The organism is Streptomyces sp. NPDC048565 (assembly GCF_040650935.1).
In the GTDB taxonomy this organism is placed as follows: Bacteria; Actinomycetota; Actinomycetes; order Streptomycetales; family Streptomycetaceae; genus Streptomyces.
Window position 1 is genome coordinate 1 of sequence record NZ_JBEZIH010000051.1, and the last position, 24,316, is coordinate 24,316.

Genomic DNA, 24,316 nt, shown 5'->3' on the forward strand with positions numbered 1-24,316 from the left:
GCGCACCGTCCCAGGTCTCGGCCCCCCCGAGGCCGGCCTGACCCCCCCCGCCGAGCGCGGGGTCGGCGGCGCGCAGTGCCGCGGCCCCCACCCCGGCCGCCCAGGGCGAGGTGTCGCCCTGGACGGCCGGGGACACGCGCCGCTCGGGGTCGTAGGCGACGCGCACCTCCTGCCCGGTGGCGGCGACTGCGCGGTCGGCCTTGAGTACGGCGGGGTAGCCGCCTGGGCAGCGCAGGTCGAGGCGGTACACGGTCGCCCGGGGTGGCCCGCCCTCGCCGTAGGAGGCGAGGCGCTCGGTGTGGACCTCACGCACGGCGCACGTCGCGACCTCGCTCCGCCCCTTCGCCTGGTCGGCTGCCGCCACGGAGGCCAGCAGCCCCGCGGCCAGGAACAGCCCGCCGAAGAAGCCTCGGCCGCCGCTCACCCGGGCGAAGTACACCGCGCAGGCGCCGAGTCCCAGGAGTCCGCCTCCCGCCCACGCCACCCAGGCGGGCGGTGAAGACGGGCCCTGGAAGCACCAGTGTGCCCAGCCGTACACGGCCCCGGCCGCCGCTGCGGGCAGGGCTGCTGCGACCCACCACGACCGGCTCAGTCGGACTCCCTGAAGTGCGTCTCCGGCATGCTGTTGTCGTGCTTCAGCGGCTCCTTCGTCCCCAGACGCACCCAGAGCAGGTAGGCACCGAGACACACGGCGATCAACCCGGCGGGAACGAGCACCGCGAGCGCCCGGTCGGGCATGCGAACCGCCTCCTGTGCCACTTCATCGTTCGACGCACAGGATCGTCCCAGCCGGACGTGCCCTTGAGGGCAACAGCTGCTGAACGCCCGGGGTGACCAAGGGAGTTCGGCGAGGCCGGCCCCTCAGCCCAGGGCGTCGTCGAGCAGGGCCGCCCACTGCGCGACCACCTTCTCGCGTCGCGCCGTGTCGTCGGTGAGCAGGTTGGCGAGGCCCAGGCCTCGGGCCATGTCCAGGAGTCCCTGGACCGTTTCGCGTACCCCGGGCCGGGTCTCGTCGGCGCCGAGCAGCTCGACGGCGATGCGGTGGGTCTCGCGGCCCACCCGTGCTTCGAGTTCGGTGACCCTGGGCCTGAGCTGGGCTTCGTTCGACGCGGCGACCCAGAGCTGGAGCGCGGCGCGGAAGAGCGGTCCCGTGTACAGGTCGACGAGCGCGGCGACGACCTCCGCGCGGCCCTGGACGGGCAGGGCGCGCAGCGCGGCGGAGCGTCCCTCGGCGACGTGTTCGACGGCGCCGGTGAACAGGTCCTCCCTGGTGGGGAAGTGGTGCTGGGCGGCGCCCCGTGAAACCCCGGCGTGTTCGGCGACGACGGAGACGGTGGAGCCCGCCCAGCCGTGTTCGGCGAGGCAGGCGACCGCCGATGCCAGGAGCCGCTGCCGGGTGGCGCGGCTCCTGTCCTGCTTCGGGGGCGTCACAGCACCCATGCGGGATCCCGTCGTTCCAGGAAGGCCGTCATCCCCTCCCGCGCGTCGTCGGAGGCGAAGAGTGCCGCCGACCGGGCGATGACGTCTTCGGTGTGGCTGTCGAAACTCTTCAGCACAGTAGCTGTGACCAGCTCCTTCGATGCCGCCAGCCCCTGTGGGGAGGCCCTGCGCAGTCCGTCCAGTACCGGTACGAGTGCCTTGTCCGCACCCTCGGGGCCGGCGGCGAGCGAGACGAGGCCGATGCGTGCGGCCTCCGTCGCGTCGAAGCGTTCACCGGTGAGGAAGTAGCGGGCGGCGGCGGTGGCGTCGAGGCGGGGCAGCAGCGGCAGGGAGATCACTGCGGGGGCGAGGCCCAGGCGCGATTCGGTGAGGGCGAAGGAGGCCCCCGGCCCCGCGACGGAGATGTCGCACGCCCCGAGCAGCCCGAGGCCGCCGGCCCGTACGTGTCCTGTGACCCGGGCGACGACGGGTTTGGGCAGGGCGACGATCGCGCGCATCAGGGCGACCAGGGTGTGCGGGTCGGGCGGTGCGGTGAGGTCGGCACCGGCGCAGAACGTGTTGCCGGTGTGGGTGAGGACCACGGCCCGTACGGTGTCGTCCGCCCCGCAGGTCTCCAGGGCCCCGGCGAGCTCGCCGACGAGGCGGGCGGAGAGCGCGTTGCGGTTGGCCGGGGAGTCGAGGGTGAGCGTGGTGATGCCGCGCTCGTGGGACGGGGGCGCCAGGGTCATCGCGGCTTCTCCCGGTCGCGCAGCTCGCGCCGCAGGATCTTGCCGGAGACCGCGCGGGGTACCGCGTCGATGAACTCGGCCTGTCTGACCTTCTTGTACGGGGAGACGCGCTCGGCGACGTACGCCATGACGTCGGCCTCCGTGAGGCCGTCCGCGCCGGCCCGTCGGACCACGTAGGCCTTGGGGACCTCGTTGGCCTCGGCGTCGTGGACGCCGATGACGGCGGCGTCGGCGATCCCGGGGTGGGTCAGGAGCAGTGCCTCCAGGTCGGCGGGGGCGACCTGGTAGCCCTTGTACTTGATGAGTTCCTTGACCCGGTCGACGACGTACAGCCAGCCGTTCGTGTCGACGCGGCCGACGTCCCCGGTGTGCAGCCAGCCGTCGGCGTCGATCATGGCGTCGGTGGCGTCCGGGCGGCCGAGGTAGCCCTTCATGACCTGGGGGCCCTGGATGAGGATCTCGCCCGCGGTGCCGGTGGGGACGTCGATGCCGGGGTCGGTGAGCGAGACGATCCGCATCCGGGTGCCGGGCAGCAGCTTGCCGACGGTGCCGGGCGGCGGGTTCTCCGCGTCGAGGGGCACGACGTGGGTGCCGGGCGAGAGTTCCGTCATCCCGTAGGCCTGCCGTACGGCGGGGAGGCCGAGCCGGGTGGAGCAGGCGGCGGCGAGTCCGGCGTCCAGGGGTGCGGCGGCGCTGACGATGTACTCCAGCGAGGAGAGGTCGTAGTCACCGACGAGCGGGTGTTTCGCGAGGGCCAGCACGATGGGCGGCGCGACGTACAAGCCGGTGATGCGGTGGGCCTGGATCGTTTCGAGGAACTGGGCGAGGTCGAAGCGGGGCAGGACGACGACCGTGGCGCCGTAGCGCAGCGGCCCGTTCATCAGGGCGGTCAGTCCGTAGATGTGGAAGAAGGGCAGCACCGCCAGGATCCGGTCGCGCTCGCCGAGGGGCACGAAGGGGCGTACCTGCTCCAGGTTGGTGGCGATGGAGCGGTGGGTGAGCATGACGCCCTTGGGCGCGCCGGTGGTACCCGAGGAGTACGGGAGTACGGCGACGTCCTCGGCCGGGTCGAAGGTGATGCCGGGTTCGGGGGCGGTGGAGCCCAGCATGTCGAGTACGGAGGTGTGTCCTTCGGCCCGGTCGCAGACGTAGATCTCCTCGACGCCGCCCGCGAGTGCGGCGGCGCGGTGGGCGACGTCGAGGAGCGGGGACACGGTGACGATCCAGCGGGCGCCCGAGTCCCCCAGCTGTTTGGCGAACTCCTCCGCCGTGGCGAGCGGGTGGCTGGTGGTCACGGTGGCGCCGGCCCGGGTCGCCCCGTAGAAGACGGGCGGGTAGGCGATCGTGTTGGGGCTGTGCAGGGCGAGTACGTCGCCCTTGCGCAGCCCGGCGGCGGCGAGGTACGCGGCGATCCGCCGGTGGAAGGTGTCGAGCTGGCTGTAGGTGACGGTCGTCCCGTCGGTGCCGTCGATCAGGGCGGGGGTGTCACCGAAGTCCGTGGCGTGGCCGAGGACCGCTTCGTGGATGGGTGTTTCGAGGGGCGGAACGTCTGCGTACTCGCTGTGGAACACCATTGCGGTCCCCTTCGACGCGGGTGGAGAGCCAGAATCGCCCCTGATGGGGGCGGATGGGGAGACCCGGGACATGACCGACGACGACGTCAGGAGGACGTCATCAGGACGTCAGTAGGACTTCGGCAGGCCCAGGGTCTGGTGGGAGACGTAGTTGAGGATCATTTCCCGGCTGACGGGTGCGATACGGGAGACACGGGCGGCCGTGATGAGCGAGGCCAGGCCGTACTCGCGGGTGAGGCCGTTGCCGCCGAGGGTGTGGACGGCCTGGTCGACGGCCCTGACGCAGGCTTCGGCTGCGGCGTACTTCGCCATGTTGGCGGCTTCGCCCGCCCCTGTGTCATCACCGTCGTCGTAGAGCCTCGCCGCCTTCTGCATCATCAGCCGGGAGAGCTCGAGCTCGATGTGCGCCTGGGCCAGCGGGTGGGCTATGGCCTGGTGTGCGCCGATGGGCGCGCCCTTCCAGACGGTGCGGGTCCTGGCGTAGTCCACGGCCCGTTCGACGGCGTAGCGGCCCATGCCGATGGAGAAGGCGGCGCCCATGATGCGCTCGGGGTTCAGCCCGGCGAAGAGCTGGAGCAGCCCGGCGTCCTCCTCGCCGACCAGTGCGTCGGCGGGCAGCTTCACCTCGTCCAGTACCAGCTCGAACTGCTTCTCGGCGGCCTGGAGTTCCATGTCGATCTGGGTACGGCTGAAGCCCGGGGTGTCGCGGGGAACGATGAAGAGGCAGGGCTTGAGGCTGCCGGACCTGGCGTCCTCGGTGCGGCCGACTATCAGTGTGGCGTCGGAGATGTCGACGCCGGAGATGAAGACCTTGCGGCCGTCGAGGACCCAGCCGCCCCCGGTGTCGCGGCGCGCGGTGGTGGTGATGCGGTGCGAGTTGGAGCCGGCGTCGGGCTCGGTGATCCCGAACGACATGGTCAGGGATCCGTCGGCGAGACCGGGAAGCCAGGCCCGCTTCTGGGCCTCGGTCCCGAAGCGGGCGATGACCGTGCCGCAGATCGCCGGGGAGACGACCATCATGAGGAGGGGGCTGCCGGCGGCGCCCAGCTCCTCCAGGACGATGGAGAGTTCGGCCATGCCGGCGCCTCCGCCGCCGTACTCCTCGGGGAGGTTGACGCCGAGGTAGCCCAGCTTGCCTGCCTCCTCCCAGAGTTCACGGGGGTGTTCGCCCTTGCGGGCGAGGCCGGTGCTGTACTCGCGGCCGAAGCGCTGCCCGAGGGCGGCGACTGCGGCGCGGAGTGCCTTGTGCTCTGCGGTTTCGAGGACTGTGCTCACGGGGTCGTCTCCTCCTGGTGCGCAGGTGCTTCAGCGGGTGCGTCCTGTACTACGGCGAGCAGGGCGCCGACCTCGACCTGGAGTCCGGGGGCGGCGTGCAGCGCGGTGAGGGTGCCGGAGGCGGGGGAGAGGACGCGGTGCTCCATCTTCATCGCCTCCAGCCAGATCAGCGGCTGCCCGGCCTCGACGCTCGCGCCCGGCGCGAGCCCGTCGGCGACGCGGACGACGGTGCCTGGCATGGGGGCGAGCAGGGAGCCGGGTTCGGTGCGTTCGGCCGGGTCGGTGAAGCGGGGCAGGGCGGTGAAGGTGTACGAGCCGGACGTGGTGTCCACATAGGTCTGCTCGCGGTGGACGGTGACGGTGAAGTGCCTGGTCACGCCACCCGTTTCGAGGGTGACCGCACCGGGGCCGACGGCGACGACCCGCTCACCGGTCTCGGGGGCGGGGGGGCCGCCGCGGCCCGTGCGGTAGGCGATCTCGTACACGGCGCCGTCGGGCTCGGCGCCCGCCCGGTAGCGCCTGGTCTGCGGCTGCGAGGGGAGGTTGCGCCAGGCGCCGAAGCGGGCGGGGCCGGCGAGGGACCGCGCGGCCGACGCTGCGGCGAGCGCCGCCGCGGTGGCGGCCAGCCGACGGGCGGTGTCATCGCCGGGTGTGCCGTCCCCGTCCCCGCCGGGCGCGCCGGTCTCCGTCAGAGCCGCCAGGTGCCGGTCGTAGAAACCGGTGTCGAGGCGTGCCGCGACGAAGTCCGGGTGGCGCAGGGAGCGTACGAGAAGCTCCCGGTTGGTGACCGGGCCGTGGATGCGGGCGCGTTCCAGGGCGCGGGCGAGGAGGCGGACGGCCTCGGTGCGGGTGGGGGCGTGGGCGATGACCTTGGCCAGCATCGGGTCGTAGTGCACCCCGATGGAGTCGCCGCCGGTGTAGCCGGTGTCGAGGCGGATGCCGGGCTCTTCGGGCACATCGAGTGTGAGGAGCTCCCCGGTCTGTGGCTGCCAGTCACGCGCGGGGTCCTCGGCGTACAGCCGGGCCTCGACGGCATGCCCCGAGGCAGGCGGGGGCGTGGCGGCGGGCAGTGATCCGCCTTCCGCGATCCGCAGTTGCAGGGCGACGAGATCGAGCCCGAACACGGCCTCGGTGACGGGGTGTTCCACCTGGAGGCGGGTGTTCATCTCCAGGAAGTACGGGCGCCCCTCGGACGATACGAGGAACTCGACGGTCCCCGCGCCCCGGTAGCCCACCGCCTGCGCGGCGGCGACGGCCGCGTCGTGCAGCCGCTGCCGCAGTGTGTCGTCGAGGCCGGGCGCCGGCGCCTCCTCGATGACCTTCTGGTGGCGGCGCTGGAGCGAGCAGTCGCGGGTGCCGAGCGCCCACACCGCGCCGTGTCCGTCCGCCATGACCTGGACCTCGACATGCCGGCCCCGTTCGACGTACGGCTCGGCGAAGACCTCACCGTCCCCGAAGGCGGAGGACGCCTCTGCGGCGGCAGCGGTCAGCTCGGCGGGCAGCGCGTCCAGTTCCCGTACGATCCGCATCCCGCGTCCCCCGCCGCCCGCGGCCGCCTTCAGCAGCAGGGGCAGATCGGCGGCGGTGGCGTTCCCCGGGTCGACCGGCGCGAGCAGCGGCACATCGGCGGCGGCCATCAGCTCCTTGGCCCGGGTCTTGGACGCCATCAGCTCGATGGCCTTGACCGGCGGCCCCACCCAGACGAGCCCGGCGTCCTGCACGGCCCGGGCGAACCCGGCGTTCTCCGAGAGGAAGCCGTACCCCGGGTGCACGGCGTCGGCCCCGGCGGCGAGCGCCGCAGCCACGACGAGGTCGCCCCTCAGATACGTATCGGCCGCCGCGGCCCCCGGCAGACGTACGGCGATGTCGGCATCCCGTACGTGCAGGGCGTCGGCATCCGCGTCCGAGTACACGGCGACGGTGGAAATGCCCAGCTCACGACAGGTGCGGAAGATCCGGCAGGCGATCTCGCCCCGGTTGGCGACAAGCAGTGCGGTGATCATCCGTTCCCTCACATCCGGAAGACGCCGAAGCCCCGCGCGCCTTCGACCGGGGCCGTGTGGATCGCTGACAGGCACATCCCGAGGACGGTCCTGGTGTCACGCGGGTCGATGACCCCGTCGTCGTACAGCCGTCCCGAGAGGAACATCGGCAGCGACTCGGACTCGATCTGCTGCTCCACCATGGCGCGCAGCCCGGCGTCCGCCTCGTCGTCGTAGGGCAGGCCCTTCGCCGCGGATGAGGCGCGGGCGACGATCGAGAGGACGCCGGCGAGCTGCTGGGGGCCCATGACGGCGGACTTGCTGCTCGGCCAGGCGAAGAGGAAGCGCGGGTCGTAGGCCCTGCCGCACATGCCGTAGTGCCCGGCGCCGTAGGAGGCTCCCATCAGCACGGAGAGGTGCGGGACCTTGGAGTTGGACACCGCGTTGATCATCATGGCGCCGTGCTTGATGATGCCGCCCTGCTCGTACTCCTTGCCGACCATGTAGCCGGTGGTGTTGTGCAGGAAGACCAGCGGGATGTCGCGCTGGTTGGCGAGCTGGATGAACTGTGCGGCCTTCTGCGACTCCTCGCTGAACAGCACGCCCTGCGCGTTGGCGAGGATGCCGACGGGATAGCCGTGCAGCCGGGCCCAGCCGGTGACCAGGCTGGTCCCGTAGAGCGGCTTGAACGGGTCGAAGTCCGAGCCGTCGACGATCCTGGCGATGACCTCGCGCGGGTCGAAGGGGACCTTGAGGTCACCGGGCACGATCCCGATCAGCTCGTCCTCGTCGTACTTCGGCGGTTGTGCGGGCTCCGGATCCGGGTGCGCCTTGCGCCAGTTGAGCCGGGCGACGATCCGGCGGGCCTGGCGCAGCGCGTCGTGCTCGTCGACGGCGTAGTGGTCGGCGAGTCCTGAGGTGCGGGCGTGCATCCCGGCGCCGCCGAGCGATTCGTCGTCGCTCTCCTCACCGGTGGCCATCTTCACCAGGGGCGGGCCGCCGAGGAAGACCTTGGACCGCTCCTTGATCATCACGGTGTGGTCGGACATGCCGGGGACGTACGCCCCGCCCGCGGTGGAGTTCCCGAACACCACGGCCACGGTGGGGATCCGGGCGGCGGACAGCCGGGTGAGATCACGGAACAGCGCCCCGCCCGGAATGAAGATCTCCTTCTGCGAGGGCAGGTCGGCGCCCCCGGACTCCACCAGGGAGATGCAGGGCAGCCGGTTGGCGAAGGCGATCTCGTTGGCGCGCAGGGCCTTCTTCAGGGTCCAGGGGTTGGAAGCGCCGCCGCGTACGGTCGGGTCGTTGGCGGTGATCAGGCACTCGACGCCCTCCACGACCCCGATCCCGGTGACGAGCGAGGCGCCGACCGCATAGTCACTCCCCCAGGCGGCGAGCGGGGACAGTTCGAGGAACGGCGTTTCGGGGTCGACCAGCAGCTCGATCCGCTCACGGGCGAGCAGCTTGCCGCGCCCCCGGTGCCGGTCCACGTACTTCTCGCCGCCGCCCGCCAGGGCCTTGGCGTGCTCACTGTCCAGCTCGGCGAGTTTCGCGAGCATGGCCTCGCGATGGGCGGCGTATTCGGGGCCCGCGGTGTCGAGTGCGGTGGGCAGGACGGTCATGTGTGCACCTCCGGTCGGTCCGGATCCAGCAGCTGTACGGGCACGGGCAGATGCCGGGACCGCAACCACTCCCCCACCGCCTTGGCCTGCGGATCGAAGCGCGCCTGCGCGGCGACGCCCTCGCCGAGGAGGCCGTGGACGACGAAGTTGAGCGCCCGCAGCCGGGGAAGGACATGGCGTACGACGGTGAGCCCGCCGGTCTCCGGCAGCAGCTCCACGAACCGCTCGACGGTCAACTCATGGCTCAGCCAACGCCAGGCCTCGTCCGTGCGCACCCACACGCCGACGTTGGCGTCCCCGCCCTTGTCGCCACTGCGGGCGCCGGCCACGCGGCCGAGGGGGACGGTACGGGTGGGCCCGGCGGGCAGCGGCTCCGGGAGATCCGGCTCCGGGACCTCGCCAAGCTCCTGGTACGGCCCCGGGGCCGGCGGAACGGTCTCGCGTTCCCCGTCGGGCAGCACGGCGACGTGCTCGACCTCCCCGGCCGGTACGTACGCCGCCTCGAACACCCCGTACGGCGCGCCCTTCCCGGGCGGGGCCGTCACATGGAAGCCCGGGTAGCTGCCGAGCGCAAGCTCGACGGCGGCCCCCGACACCGCCCGGCCGACCGCCTCCGCGTCCGGGTCGCGCACGACGAGCCGGAGCAGGGCGCTCGCGGTCTCCTCGGTGCCGGCGTCGGCCCGGTCGGTGCGCGCGAGCTCCCACCGCACCTCGGCGGGGGCCGGGCCCGCGCGGTCGAGGGCGTCGGCGAACTGCTCCCGCACGAGCCGGGCCTTGGCCTCGATATCGAGCCCGGTCAGCACGAAGACGACCTCGTTGCGCCACCCGCCGAGCCGGTTGAGCCCGACCTTCAGCGTGGGCGGCGGCGCCTCGCCCCGCACACCGCCGATCCGCACCCGGTCCGGCCCGTCCGCCGTCAGGTCGACGGTGTCGAGCCTGGCGGTGACATCGGGTCCCGCGTAGCGGGCGCCGCCGGTCTCGTACAGCAGCTGAGCGGTGACCGTACCGATGTCGACGACGCCGCCCGTGCCGTCGTGCTTGGTGATGACGCTGCTTCCGTCCTCGTGGATCTCGGCCAGCGGGAATCCGGGGCGGCGGACGTCGTGGTCGCCGAAGAAGGCGTAGTTGCCGCCGGTCGCCTGGGTACCGCACTCCAGGACATGCCCGGCGACGACCGCTCCGGCGAGGGCGTCGCGGGCGTCAGGCCCCCAGCCGAAGTGGGCGGCGGCGGGCCCGGTGACTAGGGCTGCGTCGGTGACCCGGCCGGTGACGACGATGTCGGCCCCGGCCCGCAGGCAGGCGGCGATGCCGGCGCCGCCGAGGTAGGCGTTGGCGGTGAGGTACCCCTCGGGCACGGGGCGGCTGTCGCCCTCGACGTACGCGACGCGCGCGGGGACGCCGGTCCGGTCCGCCAGCTCCCGTACGGCGTCGGCGAGTCCGGCCGGATTGAGTCCGCCGGCGTTGGTGACGATCTTCACGCCCCGCTCGTGGGCGAGCCCCAGACTCTCCTCCAGCTGCCGCAGGAAGGTGGAGGCGTATCCGCGAGCGGGGTCCTTGAGGCGGCTGCGGCCCAGGATCAGCATGGTGAGTTCGGCGAGGTAGTCCCCGGTGAGGACGTCCAGCGGGCCACCGGTGAGCATGTCGCGCACGGCGTCGAAGCGGTCACCGTAGAACCCGGACGCATTACCGATACGCAGCGGCGGGGGCGGGGTCACCGGCTGGGCCACTCGCCCGCTCACCGACCGGCCCCCCGTGGCGGCCGCCCGGGTCCCGCCGGTCCGGCGAAGGCCTGCGCGATGTCGAGCCACTGCCCGGCGTCGGCGCCCACGGCCCGGACGGCGAGATCGTCCCGGTGGGCGCGCTGGGTGACGAGCAGGCAGAAATCGAGCAGTGGCCCGGTGACCCGCTGGGCGGCGTCCTCGGGCCCGTACACGGTCAGTCCGCCGTCCTCGGCGCGCAGTTCCACCCGGAACTGCTCGGCGGGCGGACGCATCCCCCGTACGGCATAGGCGTAGTCCCGGGCCCGTACGCCGATCCTGGCGACGTGCCGCAGCCGGGCGGTCGGCTTCCTGCCCACACCCAACGCGTCGGCGACGTCCTGCCCATGGGCCCAGGTCTCCATGAGCCGTGCGGTCGCCATCGACGCGACGCTCATGGGTGGCCCGTACCACGGCATCTTCGCCCCGGCGGGCGCCGCCCGGAGCGCCTCCTGGAGCCGGGCCCGGCCGGTCCGCCACTCCACGAGCAGCGCCTGGGGCGTCAGGGCGGCGACGGCCTCGTCGGCCGCGTCGCCGACGAAGGTCTCGGGGGCGGCGAGCGCCTTCCCGACCTCGGCGGCGAAGGCATCGGGCTCGGTGGCGGCGGTCAGGGCCACCTCGTCGGTCCAGTTGAGGTGAGCGATCTGGTGGGCGACGGTCCAGCCCTCGGCGGGGGTCGGCACGGCCCACTCCTGTGCGCTCAACCCGGCGACCAGCAGGTCGAGTTCGTCGCTCTCCTCACGCATGTCGTCGAGCACGGCGGCGGTCACGGCCGATGCGTCGGGCACGGTGCGCTCCCCTCGGGGCGTGGCGGTGTGCCCCGGAGCATGCCAGCGGCCCCGAAAACAAGCAAGCATGCTTGCATGATTTTCTGGCCGGACATCTGCCTCGCCGACTGCGGCACAACTAGCCCGCCGCGCGGTAGCCGGGGACGGAGGGCCAGCGCACGGTCAGCACCACGCTCTTGGCGGCGGGGGTTTCGGACCCTCGAATCGGTCATTTCGGGTGCCATGTGGTCCGCAACTTCCCCACGACCGCCGGACCCGCGTCACGGCCGGCGGCCCCCGCCTACTCCGTGCGGTCGCCCTCGGCCTGCGAGGGTTCGGTGCGAGGGACGTCGGGGTGGGTCTCAGGGGTCCGGCCGCGCACGGGCGGTTCGTCGCGGTCACCCTCGGCCTGCGAGGGGGTGTGGGCGTACAGCCCGTCGTACTCGTCTGTTTCCTTCGCGGATCCCATGCGCGGGCCTCCTTCCTCCGCTCCCTTCCATCGTGCCTCCCGCGCCCGCTCCCGGCGCGACGACACGGTGCGCACCGTCCGGCGGGACGTCCGGCGGGACGTCTGGCTGCGGACCGCGCCCATGCTCGCCCCGATGACCAGGGCGATGGCCAGCGCGTCGGTCGTCGAGAGGGCCTGGTCGAGGAGGAGGAAGCCCGCCATGGCCGCGATGGCCGGTTCGAGGCTCATCAGGATCGCGAAGGTGGGTGCGGGCAGCCGGCGCAGGGCCATGAGTTCGAGGGTGTACGGGAGGACCGAGCTCAGCAGCGCCACGGCCGCACCGAGCGCCAGGGTGGTGGGGACCAGGAGCTTCGAGCCCGCCTCCACGATGCCGAAGGGCAGCGAGAGGACGGTCGCCACCACCATGGCCAGGGCCAGCCCGTCCGCCTGCGGGAAGCGGCGGCCTGTGCGGGCACTGAAGATGATGTACGTCGCCCACATGGCGCCCGCGCACAGGGCGAACGCCGCCCCGACCGGATCCAGCCGGTCGAAGCCGCCGCCGCTGAGCAGGAGGACGCCGCCCAGTGCCAGCGCCGCCCAGAGGAGGTTGACCAGACGGCGGGAGGCGATGACGGACAGGGCGAGCGGACCCAGCACCTCCAGGGTCACGGCGACGCCGAGGGGGATGCGGTCGACGGCCTGGTAGAAGAGCATGTTCATGCTGCCCATCGCGACGCCGAAGGCGAGCACCGTGCCCCAGTCGGCGCGCGAGTGCCCCCGCAGCTTCGGCCGGCAGACAGCCAGCAGCACGACCGCCGCCACGGCGAGGCGCAGGGTGACGACACCCAGCGCGCCCGCCCTCGGCATCAGCAGGACGGCGACCCCCGCGCCGAACTGGACGGAGAGCCCGCCCGCCACGACCAGCGCGACCGGGCCGAGCGCGGCCCTCCTGGCCCCGGGCCGCCCCGGCCGGCCGTGACCCGGCTCGTCGAGCGCGGACACCGCCTCGGGTACGGCAACGGCAGCGGCCGGCTCTGCGGCAACGCGCGGGTCGTTCACCGGAAACCTTTCATCGAGTTCCATGGACATCGAGTCCACTGGAGTGCACCAGCAGGTCTACGTTACGGCACCACCCGATGAGGGTCACACCCCTCGCCGTGCGGCCGTTCACGCCCTCACCGTAGGGATGCGCGCGCCTCCCGTGAAATGCCGATTGCGCTCCCGTTATGCTCCGCAGACATGAGCGCTGGCATGAGCACCGGACAAGGCGCGGGTAACGGCGGACGGGGCATCGAGGTCCGGCATCTGCGGGCCTTCCTCGCCATCGCCGACACGGGCAGCGTCACACGGGCCGCCGACCGGCTCCGGGTCACCCAGCCCGTCGTCTCGCGTACGCTCGCCGCCCTGGAGAGGCACCTGGGCGTCCGGCTCGTCGACCGGTCCACCCACCATCTCGCGCTCACCCCCGAAGGCGTCGCCTTCCGCGACAGGGCGGCCGCCGCCGTCGGCGCCTTCGACGCGGCCCTCGACCCGGGCCGGCTGCACCACTGGCCGCTGCGGATCGGGCACGCCTGGTCCGCGCTCGGCCCGTACACCACGCCGTTGCTGCGGACCTGGCAGCAGCGGCATCCTGACACCCCGCTCGAACTGCTGCGCATCGACGACCGTACGGCCGGCCTCACACGCGGCGAGGTGGACGCGGCCCTGCTGCGCGGGCCCGTGGACGCCCCGGGGCTCATCACCGAGGTGCTGTTCACCGAGACCCGGGTCGCGGCCGTGGCCGCCGACGGCCCGCTCGCCGCCCGCGCCTCGCTGTCGCTGGCCGATCTGACCGGTGACGCGGTCGTCCTGAACACCGTCTCGGGCACCACCACGCTCGCCCTGTGGCCCCCCGACGCCCGGCCGGCCGCCACCGTGACCGTCGCCAACACCGACGACTGGATCACCGCCATCGCGGCCGGGCGGGGCGTCGGGGTCTCGGGGACCTCCACCGCCCAGATGCACCCGTACGCCGGTGTCGCCTACGTGCCGCTGACCGACGCCCCGCCGCTCCCCGTCCTGCTGGTCCGCCGGGACGGGCCGGGCCATCCCGCGCTTCCCCGACTGGCGGCGCTCGCCCGGGAGGTCGTCGCCCGCGAACACCCCCTGCGCCCCGGAAATTTCCTGTCGTAGCCGGGAATGGGCCCGCGATGCACGGGAGTTGGGACCCGTGTAACGAACGAGCCGATCGATTCTGGGGGAGTTCCATGACGGACACCGGCGACACCGCCACCATCACCGTGCACGGCACGGTCGCTGCGGGCTTCGAGGGCGTACGGGAGGAGTTCGCCGCCGTGCTGGCCGCGGACCACACGGAGCCGGGCAGCCAACTGGCCGTGTATCACCGTGACCGCCTCGTCGTGGATCTGTGGGCCGGGGAGGGCATCACCGGGGACTCCCTGCCCTCCGTGTACTCCTCGACCAAGGGCGCCGCACACCTCGTCGTCGCCCTGCTCATCCAGGACGGCGTCATCGGTCCTGACCGTACGGTCGCGTCCTACTGGCCGGAGTTCGCCGCCGAGGGCAAGGGCGAACTGACCGTGCGCGAGCTGATCTCGCACCGGGCCGGACTGATCTGGGCGGACGGCGGGTTCACCATCGAGGAGCTGGCCGACGACCGTGTCATCGCGGCGCGGCTGGCGGGACAGCGCCCCTACTGGACGCCCGGCACGGAGAACGGCTACCACGCGCTGGTGATCGGCGCCCTCACCGGCGAGGTGGTCCGCCGGACCACCGGGCGCTCGATCCAGGAGATCTTCGAGGAGCGGGTACGCGCGCCCTACGGGCTGGACTTCCACCTCGGCCTGCCCGAGGAGCTCGAACATCGCCACGTGGGCGTCCGGCCCGGCGTGGCCACGCCCGAGCAGGCGGCGGAGGCCGCGGCGAACCCGATCGACCTGGACGGCCTGATGGCGCTCGCGTTCGGCTACGCCTCGGACCCGCCGCTCGACCTGGTCGCACTCGGCAACAGCCGCGCGGTACGCGCACTCGGCCCGGCCTCGGTCGGCGGGGTCGGCTCGGCGCGTGGACTGGCGGGGATGTACGCCGCGGCGATCTCCGGACTCGCCGGGAGGCCGGCGCTGCTCACGCCGGAGACGGTGGCCGAGGTTGGGCGCGTGCGGTGGAGGGGGACCGATGTGGTGACCGCCGCGATCGACCCGTTCGCTCTCGGCTTCGAGGCGCAGCAGCAGGTCTACCCGGCCCTGGGCGACGGTGCCTTCGGGCACTCGGGGGCCGCCGGGTCGCAGGCGTACGCCGATCCGGTCAGCGGCGTTGCCTACGGCTACACCCGGCGCCGGTTCGCCCTCCCCGGGGGAGCCGCGCCGGAGAACGAGCGGCTGTCTGCGGCGGTGAGTTCGGCCGTCGCGAAGGTCTGACGCGGGGCCCTCTCCTGCGGGGGTCGGCCGTGCCGGGGTCGGCCGTGCCGGGGTCGGCCGTGCCGGGGTCGGCCGTGCCGGGGTCGGCCGTGCCGGGGTCGGCCGTGCCGGGGTGCGGCTTGCGGACAGGACTCGCCCGGATCCACGCGAGGGTTCCGTCCTCAAACGCCGGACGGGCTGGATGCGCCGGGCCGGGCGGGTGGTGCGAGGCCGGGCCCGTGGCGCGGGACCGGCCACTGGCGCAAGGCCGGCCCGTCGTGCAGGGCCGGCCGGGCCCCCCGGGCCACTCGGGCGGGGCCCGTCCGGCCGGGCCCCCCGGGCGGCCTCGGCTACTCGGCGCAGACCGTCTTGTCCGCCTCCACTCGCTGGACGCCCTCCGGTGTCTTGCCAGGGGCCGAGAGCGGGCTGCCCGCCTCCGTGAAGTCCGGGCCCAGGGTCAGCGTCATCGGGTCCATCTCGCCCGCGTCCGTCTTCGTCGGCTTCAGGGCCGAGGCCGTCAGGCCCATCATGTCGGCCAGCCGGCGGGCCTGGTCCGCCTGGTTGGGGGCGTAGACGAGCTGCGTCTTCTTCACGTTCTCCGAGGCGTTCGCCTGGTTCGCGGACTTGAGTACGCCCTCTTCGTTCTGGAGCCAGTCCAGGGCGGCCTGCGCGGAGCCGGCGGGGGCGCCGCCGTTGTAGACGTCGACCCGCACGTCCCCGGCCGCGGCCTTCTCGCCCTTCAGCTTGGCGTCGTTCTTGGCCTTCGCCGCCGCCTTCTCCTGCTTCTCCACCGCGGTGAAGGAGACGTCCTCACGCATCATCGAGAAGACCTTCTCGGACTTGGCGTCGTCGAGCACGACGGTCGCCGCGTCATCCGGGTTGTCCCGCACCGGGACGGTGGCGAAGGTGATGTTCTTGGGGTCGACCGACGCCAGCTCCATGCCCAGCTTGCGGAGCTGGTTTATGTCGGAGATCTTGTCGTCGACGGTGAGGGCCTTGGTGGCGGCCTCCGCGAGCGTCCACATCTTGGTGGGGCTGGTCAGGGTGTCGTTGGACTTCAGCTTGCGCATCAACGAGCTCAGGAACTGCTGCTGGATCTCGATGCGGCTCAGGTCGCTGCCGAATCCGACGGAGTGGCGCGTACGCAGGAAGGACAGGGCCTCTTCACCCTCGATGGTGTGCTTCCCCTTGGGGAGCTTGAGGTGGGAGTCCTTGTCGTCGATGTCCTTGGCGAGGCAGACCTCCACACCGCCGACGGCCGTCGTCAGGGACTTGACCGCGTTGAAGTCGGCCACCATGAAGTGGTCGACCTCGAGGCCGGTGAGCTCGGTGACGGTCCTCATGGTGCAGCTGGGGGTGCGGTCGGACTGTCCGAGGCTGGTGTTGAAGCGGTCGCCCGTGGTGCCGGGGATGTCCTTCGTCTCCCCGTCCAGTTTGGTCGGACAGTTCGGGATGTCCGTTATCAGGTCACGCGGGATGCTGAGCGCGGTCGCGTTCGTACGGTCCTTGGAGACGTGGAAGAGGATGTTGGTGTCGGCGTGGCCGACACTGCCCGCGTCCCCGTAGCCCTCGTTGCCCTCGCCGGTCCGCTTGTCGGTGCCGATCACCAGGACGTTGATCGCCCGGTCCTTGCTGAAGCCGCCGGTGCCGGCCCCATCGGTGGACAGGGCCGTGATGTTCCCGTTGAAGTGCTGGTACACGAGATAGCCCGCGGTGCCGGTGCCCACCAGCAGGAAGGCCAGCACGCCGCCGGTCCACACCAGGGCCTTCTTCTTACGGGACTTCTTGGGCTTGGCCTTGCGGCGTCCGGTGGTGGGCGGCGCCGCCCGGCCCCCCGGCTTCCGCGCATCGTCCCGGTCCCCCCGGTCCCCGCGCCCGCCGCCGGAGCCCCGGCGCCCGCTGCGCTGCCCGGGCACGGAGGCCCGGTCGCCGGGCGGCGCCGCCTCCGGCGTCGGTGTACGGCGCGCCCCGGGCGTTCTCGCCTCGGGGGCACCCGCCGACGCCGACGATCGCCCTGGGGAAGGGGTCAGTCGCAGTTCGTAATCACCGGTGTCCGGGTTGAGTACCCACTGGTCTGCGGGGTCGATTCCCTCGTCCCGCCCACGGCCTTGCGCGTCCACGGTTGCTGCGTCCTCCGTCGGGGCCACGCGGCGCCTCCCCCTTCAAGGCGCGCGGTGTGTCTTACGGCAGTGCCGACCTGGGAGGTCGGACGCACCGGAGCGCTCACACTAGCTGGCCACCGGCTCGCGAGCGACGATCGTGACAAATCAAGCCCCACACAGGGGATATATCGTCACATTCGTCGCGACTCGCCCGCCTGTCCCGCCACTCACACCCGGGAACACCGACAACAAGACACGAACCAAGTCGATTCAAGCCAGATTTCATACAGAAGTAGCCACAAGGAATCCCCAAACAAGTCGCCAATTCTCCTATAGTTGCCGTGACTTGATCGGGAACAATCAGCTCCAGTTGTGGTTCTTTCACCATCACCGCACCGATATATCCCGATTGTCCCTGCTCATCTGCCCCTCCCGCCGCACCGTCCGCCCCGAGGACTCCGATTGCGCCCTTCACTCCGGCCGACCGCATACGCCCTGCTGATATCGGCAGCCATCACCTGCGCTCTGTGCCTGTGGGCGGTCGCCGCCGCTCCCGACTCGGTACGGACCCCACTCGCCTGGGGCGCGGGCGCCGCCGCCGTCGTGCTGTGCGCCGCGGTGGCCGTCACGGTCCACACACTCGCCACCGCACGCCATATGCGCGCCCTGAGGGCCGCCGAGGCGCAGCGCTTCACCGCCGAGACCTCCCGCCTCGTCTCGAACTCGGCCGCCGAGGCCCAGCGCTTCACCGCCGAGACCGCCCGGCTCAAGGCTGCCGCCGCCGCCGAGACGGCCCGGCTCACCGCCGAGGCCGACGCCCGGATCAGCCGGATCACCACCGACGCCGCCGAGCAGCGCGAACGGCTCACCACCGAGACCGCGCGGCTCACCGCCCGCGCCCGGCGCAGCGAGACCGAGCGCTCCGCCGCGGTCGCCGCCTGCGCCAACGCCGCGGGCAGGATGCAGGCCCTGGCCACGAGCATGCTGGCCGACCTGCGCGAGATGGAGCACCGGCACACCGCCGAGGACGTGCTCGGCGATCTGCTGCACCTGGATCACCGCACGGCCCAGGCGGGCCGTCTCGCCGACTCCATCGCCGTGCTGACCGGGGCGCGTTCCGGACGCCGCTGGGCCAAGCCGATCGTGATGGAGTCCATCCTGCGCGGCGCCATGGGCCGTATCGGCGGCTACCAGCGCATCCGCCTCCACTCGACCAGCGACGTGGCCATCGCCGGCCACGCCGCCGAAGGCGTCATGCACGCCCTGGCCGAACTCCTCGACAACGCCGCCAACTTCTCGCCGCCCACCGCCGAGGTGCATGTGTACGTCGAGGAGGTCCCGGCGGGCATCGTCGTCACCGTCGAGGACAGCGGCCTGGTGATGAGCGATGTACAGCTGCGCCGCGCCGAGCGCGCCGTGTCCGCATCCGACCAGGACCTCACGGGCCTCTCCGGCACCAGGCTCGGTCTCACCGTCGTCGGCCGGCTGGCCAGGAAGCACGGCCTGACCGTCTCCTTCCGGCCGTCGGCGCGCGGCGGCACGGGCGCGCTGATGATGCTGCCGCAGGAGCTCATCTCCCGTACGCCCACACCGGCCGCCGCCCCGGCGCGGCCCGCCCGGCGCCCCGAGCCCGAGCCGGCCCACACCACGCCCGACGCGGAGAAGCGCGACCCGGCCGCCGCGGACACCCCCGGGTCCACGTCCCGCACGGACAGCGAGTCCGCGTCCGAATCCACCGGTGCCGTCCCCCAGTTCGGCGAGAGCGGACTGCCCAAGCGCCGCCGTGGCCGCACCCTGGCCGCCGCGGAGGCCCGTACCGGCGGCAACGGCGCCCCCGGCGAAGCCGATTCCCCCAGGCCTCGTACCACCGACCCGAAGGTGCAGGCTGCCCGCTTCAGCACCTTCAGCCAGGCCGTACGAGCCAATTCCCCGCACCCGGAAGAAGGCAACACCCGATGAGCGCGACCACCGACGAGAAGCTGAACTGGCTGCTGGAGGGGCTGCTCGACCGCACCCCCGGCGCCCGGCACGCTCTCGTCCTGTCACGGGACGGCCTGAAACTGTGCCGCACCCCCGAACTCTCCGTCGACCAGGCCGACCAGCTGGCAGCGATCTCCGCCGGCATCCAGAGCCTGTCGCACGGCGCGTCCGTCGAGTTCGGTGACGGCACCGGCGGCGTACGGTCCGCGATGACCGAGTTCTACGGCGGCGTGCTCTTCATCGTCGAGGCGGGCGCGGGCGCCCACCTGGCCGTCGTGGCGGCCGAGGACTCCGACGTCGGCCTCGTCGGCCACAACATGAGCGAACTCGTCGAGCAGCTCGGCGAACACCTCGTCGCCCCACCACGCGGCGGGGCCGGCGCCCCGGCGACGGAAACCGCTGACGTATGACTCCCGTCCCGCGCCCCCGCCCCGGACGCGACGACGACCCGGACCGGCTGTACACCCTGACGGGTGGCCGCAGCCGGTCGGACTCGGCCGCGTTCGACCTGGTGACGCTCGTCGTCGCCGAGTGCGAACCGACCTCCGGGATGCAGTCGGAGCACGTCGCGATCCTGCGGATGTGCCAACGCCCCACCGCGGTCGTCGAGATCTCGGCCACCCTGGATCTGCCCATCGGCATCGTCCGCATCATGCTGTGCGACCTGCTGGACACCGGCCGGATCAGCGCCCGCCACCCCCGTACTGCACGTGTCGAGGACCGGCTCCCCGACACCGACACCCTGGAACAGGTGCTCGTTGGACTCCGCAACCTCTGACCGTGCCGCCCTGCAGGCGACGGCCGACAACGGACTGAAGATCGTCGTTGTCGGCGGCTTCGGGGTCGGCAAGACCACCATGGTCCGATCCGTGAGCGAGATCCGTCCGCTCAACACGGAAGAGACCATGACCAGCGCGGGCGAAGCCGTCGACGACCTCGACGGGGTGCACTCCAAGACGTCCACCACGGTCGCCTTCGACTTCGGCCGCATCACGCTCGACGCGCGTTCGGTCCTCTACCTCTTCGGCGCACCGGGCCAGGAACGCTTCTGGTTCCTCTGGGACCGCCTCTTCTCCGGCACCCTCGGCGCCGTCGTCCTCGCCGACACCCGGCGGCTCGCCGACTCCTGGTACGCGATCGACCGGCTGGAGCACCACGGCACGCCGTTCATCGTCGCGTGCAACGACTTCGGCGGCCCGCTCCACACCGAACAGCAGATCCGCGAGGCCCTCGACCTCTCCCCCGACGTGCCGCTCGTCGAGTGCGACGCCCGGGACCGCTCCTCCAGCAAGTACGTCCTGATCACGCTGGTCGAGCACGTCCACGCACTCGCCGTCGCCCGCGCGAAGAGCGCCGCGGCCCCCGCCCTCAGCGGCGGCCAGGGCACGGCGGCCATGACCCCGGAGCACACCCCGTGACCAAGTGCCCCATGTCCGAGACCTTCTCACCGCTGTCCGGACCCAGGTTCCAGACCGACCCCGTGCAGCTGTACCGGGACATGCGCCGCGACCAGGGCTCCGTGGCCCCCGTGGTGCTCGACGGCGACGTACCCGCGTGGCTGATCCTCGGCTACCGGGAGCTGCACCAGGTCACCAACGACCCGGTGCTCTTCAGCCGCGACTCGGACCTGTGGAACCAGTGGGAGCACATCCCGGACGACTGGCCGCTGCTGCCGATGATCGGCCACAAGCAGCCGTCGATCCTCTACACGGTCGGCGAACGGCACACCGTGCGCGCCACCATGATCAGCAACGCGCTGGAGGGCGTGGACCCCTTCGTGCTCAAGCAGTACGCCGAGGAGTTCGCCGACGACCTCATCGACCGCTTCTGCTCCACCGGCCGCACCGACATCATCGCCGACTACGCGATGCTGCTGCCCGCCCGTGTCCTGGCGAGGATCTACGGATTCAGCGACGCGGTCGGCGGGCCGCTCGTCGGCGCGCTCAACGACATGATCGATGGCCGCGAACGGGCCCTGGCCGGCCAGCAGCACCTCGGCGGCGCCATGTTCCAGCTCCTCGCCGACAAGCACGTCGTCCCCGGTGACGACGTCGCGACGCGGATGCTCCAGGACCCGGGCGGCTTCACCGACGAGGAGGTCGCGCAGGACCTCATGGTGATGATGGCGGCTGGCCACCAGCCGACCGCCGACTGGATGGGCAACTCGCTGCGCCTGATGCTCACCGACGACCGCTTCGCCGCGTCCCTGTCCGGCGGCCGGCACAGCGTCGCCGAAGCCATGAACGAGGTGCTCTGGGAGGACACCCCCACCCAGAACGTCGCGGGCCGCTGGGCGTCCCGGGACACCCACATCGGCGGACGCCACATCCGCACCGGGGACCTCCTGCTCCTCGGTATCGCCGCCGCCAACGGCGACCCGCAGGTACGCACCGACGGCTCCACGCTGACCGGCGGCAACAACGCGTTCCTCTCCTTCGGCCACGGCGAGCACCGCTGCCCGTTCCCCGCCCAGGAGACCGCGGAGGTCATCGCCCGTACGGGGATCGAGGTGCTCCTGGATCGGCTCCCGGACGTCGACCTCGCCGTCCCCGAGGACCAGCTGACCCGGCGCCCGTCCCCGTGGCTGCGCGGGCTGACGGAACTGCCGGTGCACTTCACGCCCACCCCCGCACTTGGAGGCCAGAAATGACCCGGATCGCCCTCGATCCCCTCGTCGCCGACCTCGACACCGAGAGCGCGGCACTGCGCGCCGCCGGCCCGCTGGCCGAGGTGGAACTCCCCGGCGGGGTGCACTGCTACGCGGTGACGCACCACGCCGAGGCGCGCCAGCTGCTCACCGACAGCCGGGTGGTCAAGGACATCGACGTATGGAACGCCTGGCAGCGCGGTGAGATACCGATGGACTGGCCGCTGATCGGCCTCGCCAACCCGGGCCGCTCCATGCTGACCGTCGACGGCTCCGAGCACCGCAGGCTGCGCAGCCTGGTCGCGCAGGCGCTGACGGTGAAGCGGGTCGAGCGGCTGCGCGCCGGCATCGAGGCGCTGACGAACGCCTCCCTCGACCGGCTCGCGGCGCTGCCCAAGGGCGAGGCGGTCGACCTGAAGGCCGAGTTCGCCTACCCGCTGCCGATGAACGTCATCAGCGAACTGATGGGTGTCGACGCGGCCGACCACCCCCGGCTCAAGATGCTGTTCGAGAAGTTCTTCTCCACGCAGACCCCGCCCGACGAGGTCCCGCAGATGATGGCGGACCTCGGCACCCTCTTCACGAAGATCGTCGACGACAAGCGGACGAACCCCGGCGACGACCTCACCAGCGCCCTGATCGCGGCGTCCGAGGAGGGCGACCACCTCTCCGACGAGGAGATCGTCAACACACTGCAACTGATCATCGCGGCCGGTCACGAGACCACGATCAGCCTGGTCGTCAATGTCGTCGAGGCGCTCCAGACCCACCCCGAGCAGCGCAAGCGCGTGCTGAGCGGCGAGGTGCCCTGGGAGAACGTGATCGAGGAGACGCTGCGCTGGAACACCCCGACCTCGCACGTCCTGATCCGCTTCGCGACCGAGGACATCGAGGTCGGCGACAAGGTCCTGCCGAAGGGCGAGGCGCTCATCGTGTCGTTCGGCGCGCTGGGCCGCGACGAGCAGCAGTACGGGGCGACGGCGGGCGAGTTCGACATCACCCGCTCCCCCAACCGCCACATCGCCTTCGGCCACGGCCCGCACGTCTGCCCGGGCGCCGCACTGTCCCGGCTGGAGGCGGGGGTCGCGCTGCCCGCGCTGTACGAGCGCTTCCCCGACCTGGACCTCGCGGTACCGGCCTCCCACCTGCGGAACAAGCCGATCGTGACGCAGAACGACCTGTACGAGCTCCCGGTCGACCTGGGCTGACGCCCCCGCACGGCTCCCGGTCGACCCGGGCCGGTCCCGGGCCGATCGCGTCAGCCACGTCCCGGAGCGCGCGTCTCATCCGACGGACACGGTCCTCGACCGTGTCCGGGAGGGACTACGCTCCGGGTCGTGGCTGACATCCAGATTCCCGCAGACCTCAAGCCCGCCGACGGACGTTTCGGCGCCGGGCCCTCCAAGGTGCGGACGGAGGCGGTCGACGCGCTCGCCGCGACCGGCACCTCCCTTCTCGGTACGTCCCACCGCCAGGCTCCTGTGAAGAACCTGGTCGGCGAGGTACGTGACGGCGTACGCAGCCTCTTCTCCCTCCCCGAGGGTTACGAGGTCATCCTGGGCAACGGCGGGTCCACCGCCTTCTGGGACGTCGCGACGCACGGTCTGATCGAGTCGAAGTCCCAGCACCTCAACTTCGGCGAGTTCTCCTCGAAGTTCGCGAAGGCCGCCAAGCTCGCCCCGTGGCTGGCCGACCCGACCGTCATCGCCTCCGAGCCGGGCACCCACCCGGACCCGAAGGCCGAGGCGGGCGTCGACGTCTACGCCTTCACCCACAACGAGACCTCCACCGGTGTCGCGGCCCCCGTCAAGCGGGTCGCGGGCGCCGACGACGGCTCCCTGGTCCTGGTGGACGCCACCTCGGGCGCGGGCGGCCTGCCGGTCGACATCACCCAGACCGACGTCTACTACTTCGCCCCGCAGAAGTCCTTCGCCTCCGACGGCGGCCTGTGGATCGGCGTGTTCTCCCCGGCGGCCCTGGACCGCGCCGCGCGCGTCCACGCCTCCGGCCGGCACGTCCCGGAGTTCTTCTCGCTGCCCACGGCGATCGACAACTCCCTGAAGAACCAGACGTACAACACCCCGGCGCTGGCCACCCTCTTCCTGCTGAACGAGCAGCTGAAGTGGATGAACACCCAGGGCGGCCTGGACTTCACGACGGGCCGCACGGCAGCGTCCTCGCAGCACCTGTACGGCTGGGCCGAGGAGTCCAAGTACGCCACCCCGTTCGTCACCGACCCGGCGAAGCGCTCTCAGGTCATCGGCACGATCGACTTCGAGGACGGCATCGACGCGGCGGCCGTCGCCAAGGTGCTCCGCGCCAACGGCATCGTCGACACGGAGCCGTACCGCAAGCTGGGCCGCAACCAGCTGCGCGTGGCGATGTTCCCGGCGATCGACCCGGCGGACGTACAGGCGCTCACGGCGTCCATCGACTACGTGATCGACAAGCTCTGACGCCCGCCCCACCAGCCTGTTCGGAACGGCCCCGCACACCCCCGGCTTGGGTTCTAGTGGTCGTCGCAACACCCCAGCTCGGGGAGTGCGATGGACTTCGAGGTCCGGGACCGTTCGATCAACCGGGGGCGTCGTTCCCT

Annotated in this window: 20 protein-coding genes and 1 pseudogene; 9 read left to right on the plus strand and 12 right to left on the minus strand. The window is 72.1% G+C overall.

What is annotated here, in order from left to right:
• The 11 genes and pseudogenes from AB0C75_RS35315 to AB0C75_RS35365 form a co-directional block, all read right to left on the minus strand.
• A partial coding sequence (locus AB0C75_RS35315) for a hypothetical protein (protein ID WP_362896542.1) occupies window positions 1–484 on the minus strand: 484 nt, incomplete at its 3' end.
• 104 nt (window positions 485–588) lie between these two features.
• Complete coding sequence (locus tag AB0C75_RS35320) at window positions 589–738, minus strand: hypothetical protein (RefSeq protein ID WP_362896544.1); 150 nt, start codon at window positions 736–738, stop codon at window positions 589–591.
• A 123-nt stretch (window positions 739–861) separates the two neighbouring features.
• The gene (locus AB0C75_RS35325) at window positions 862–1,440 is read right to left on the minus strand and encodes a TetR/AcrR family transcriptional regulator (RefSeq protein WP_362896546.1); all 579 of its coding nucleotides are present in this window, start codon (window positions 1,438–1,440) and stop codon (window positions 862–864) included.
• On the minus strand, window positions 1,428–2,168 hold the full coding sequence (locus tag AB0C75_RS35330; RefSeq protein ID WP_362896547.1) for an enoyl-CoA hydratase family protein: 741 nt from the start codon (window positions 2,166–2,168) through the stop codon (window positions 1,428–1,430). The genes AB0C75_RS35325 and AB0C75_RS35330 overlap by 13 nt, the downstream gene beginning before the upstream one ends.
• A complete protein-coding gene (locus AB0C75_RS35335; protein WP_362896549.1) occupies window positions 2,165–3,742 on the minus strand; it encodes a 4-coumarate--CoA ligase family protein in 1,578 nt (525 codons plus the stop codon). Before AB0C75_RS35335 ends, AB0C75_RS35330 begins: the two co-directional genes overlap by 4 nt.
• Window positions 3,743–3,850: 108 nt before the next feature.
• The gene (locus tag AB0C75_RS35340) at window positions 3,851–5,017 is read right to left on the minus strand and encodes an acyl-CoA dehydrogenase family protein (protein WP_362896551.1); all 1,167 of its coding nucleotides are present in this window, start codon (window positions 5,015–5,017) and stop codon (window positions 3,851–3,853) included.
• Window positions 5,014–7,020 (minus strand): biotin carboxylase N-terminal domain-containing protein, encoded by a 2,007-nt coding sequence (locus AB0C75_RS35345; protein ID WP_362896553.1) that lies wholly within the window; start codon window positions 7,018–7,020, stop codon window positions 5,014–5,016. Before AB0C75_RS35345 ends, AB0C75_RS35340 begins: the two co-directional genes overlap by 4 nt.
• 8 nt (window positions 7,021–7,028) lie before the next feature.
• Complete coding sequence (locus AB0C75_RS35350; RefSeq protein WP_362896555.1) at window positions 7,029–8,624, minus strand: carboxyl transferase domain-containing protein; 1,596 nt, start codon at window positions 8,622–8,624, stop codon at window positions 7,029–7,031.
• Window positions 8,621–10,363: an acyclic terpene utilization AtuA family protein gene (locus tag AB0C75_RS35355; protein ID WP_362896557.1), complete on the minus strand. Its 1,743-nt coding sequence runs from the start codon at window positions 10,361–10,363 to the stop codon at window positions 8,621–8,623. The genes AB0C75_RS35350 and AB0C75_RS35355 overlap by 4 nt, the downstream gene beginning before the upstream one ends.
• Window positions 10,360–11,169 carry a TIGR03084 family metal-binding protein gene (locus tag AB0C75_RS35360; protein WP_362896559.1) on the minus strand — a complete coding sequence of 270 codons (810 nt, stop codon included), beginning with the start codon at window positions 11,167–11,169 and terminating at the stop codon, window positions 10,360–10,362. Before AB0C75_RS35360 ends, AB0C75_RS35355 begins: the two co-directional genes overlap by 4 nt.
• 547 nt (window positions 11,170–11,716) lie before the next feature.
• Window positions 11,717–12,655: pseudogene (locus AB0C75_RS35365) on the minus strand (EamA family transporter); the annotation flags it as partial.
• A 192-nt stretch (window positions 12,656–12,847) separates the two neighbouring features.
• Between AB0C75_RS35365 and AB0C75_RS35370 the strand changes: the two are divergent.
• Both AB0C75_RS35370 and AB0C75_RS35375 read left to right on the plus strand, forming a co-directional pair.
• Entirely contained in the window at window positions 12,848–13,768 is a 921-nt protein-coding gene (locus tag AB0C75_RS35370) for a LysR family transcriptional regulator (RefSeq protein WP_362896561.1), read from the plus strand.
• Window positions 13,769–13,842: 74 nt separating this feature from the next.
• Window positions 13,843–15,012: a serine hydrolase domain-containing protein gene (locus tag AB0C75_RS35375; RefSeq protein ID WP_362896563.1), complete on the plus strand. Its 1,170-nt coding sequence runs from the start codon at window positions 13,843–13,845 to the stop codon at window positions 15,010–15,012.
• A 329-nt stretch (window positions 15,013–15,341) separates the two neighbouring features.
• Here AB0C75_RS35375 and AB0C75_RS35380 read toward each other — a convergent pair whose 3' ends face one another.
• Window positions 15,342–17,111: an LCP family protein gene (locus AB0C75_RS35380; protein ID WP_362896579.1), complete on the minus strand. Its 1,770-nt coding sequence runs from the start codon at window positions 17,109–17,111 to the stop codon at window positions 15,342–15,344.
• A 444-nt stretch (window positions 17,112–17,555) separates the two neighbouring features.
• Here AB0C75_RS35380 and AB0C75_RS35385 point away from each other — a divergent pair, with 444 nt between their 5' ends.
• From AB0C75_RS35385 to serC, 7 genes are all read left to right on the plus strand, one after another.
• Entirely contained in the window at window positions 17,556–19,052 is a 1,497-nt protein-coding gene (locus tag AB0C75_RS35385) for an ATP-binding protein (protein WP_362896565.1), read from the plus strand.
• The gene (locus tag AB0C75_RS35390) at window positions 19,049–19,483 is read left to right on the plus strand and encodes a roadblock/LC7 domain-containing protein (RefSeq protein ID WP_362896567.1); all 435 of its coding nucleotides are present in this window, start codon (window positions 19,049–19,051) and stop codon (window positions 19,481–19,483) included. Before AB0C75_RS35385 ends, AB0C75_RS35390 begins: the two co-directional genes overlap by 4 nt.
• Window positions 19,480–19,851: a DUF742 domain-containing protein gene (locus AB0C75_RS35395; RefSeq protein ID WP_362896569.1), complete on the plus strand. Its 372-nt coding sequence runs from the start codon at window positions 19,480–19,482 to the stop codon at window positions 19,849–19,851. Before AB0C75_RS35390 ends, AB0C75_RS35395 begins: the two co-directional genes overlap by 4 nt.
• Window positions 19,832–20,491, plus strand: a complete 660-nt coding sequence (locus AB0C75_RS35400) for an ATP/GTP-binding protein (protein WP_362896571.1) — start codon at window positions 19,832–19,834, stop codon at window positions 20,489–20,491. The genes AB0C75_RS35395 and AB0C75_RS35400 overlap by 20 nt, the downstream gene beginning before the upstream one ends.
• An 11-nt stretch (window positions 20,492–20,502) precedes the next feature.
• Window positions 20,503–21,723 carry a cytochrome P450 gene (locus tag AB0C75_RS35405; protein ID WP_362896573.1) on the plus strand — a complete coding sequence of 407 codons (1,221 nt, stop codon included), beginning with the start codon at window positions 20,503–20,505 and terminating at the stop codon, window positions 21,721–21,723.
• A complete protein-coding gene (locus tag AB0C75_RS35410) occupies window positions 21,720–22,928 on the plus strand; it encodes a cytochrome P450 (protein WP_362896575.1) in 1,209 nt (402 codons plus the stop codon). Before AB0C75_RS35405 ends, AB0C75_RS35410 begins: the two co-directional genes overlap by 4 nt.
• 129 nt (window positions 22,929–23,057) lie before the next feature.
• Window positions 23,058–24,176 carry a phosphoserine transaminase gene (serC, locus tag AB0C75_RS35415; RefSeq protein ID WP_362896577.1) on the plus strand — a complete coding sequence of 373 codons (1,119 nt, stop codon included), beginning with the start codon at window positions 23,058–23,060 and terminating at the stop codon, window positions 24,174–24,176.
• Window positions 24,177–24,316 lie beyond the last annotated feature (140 nt).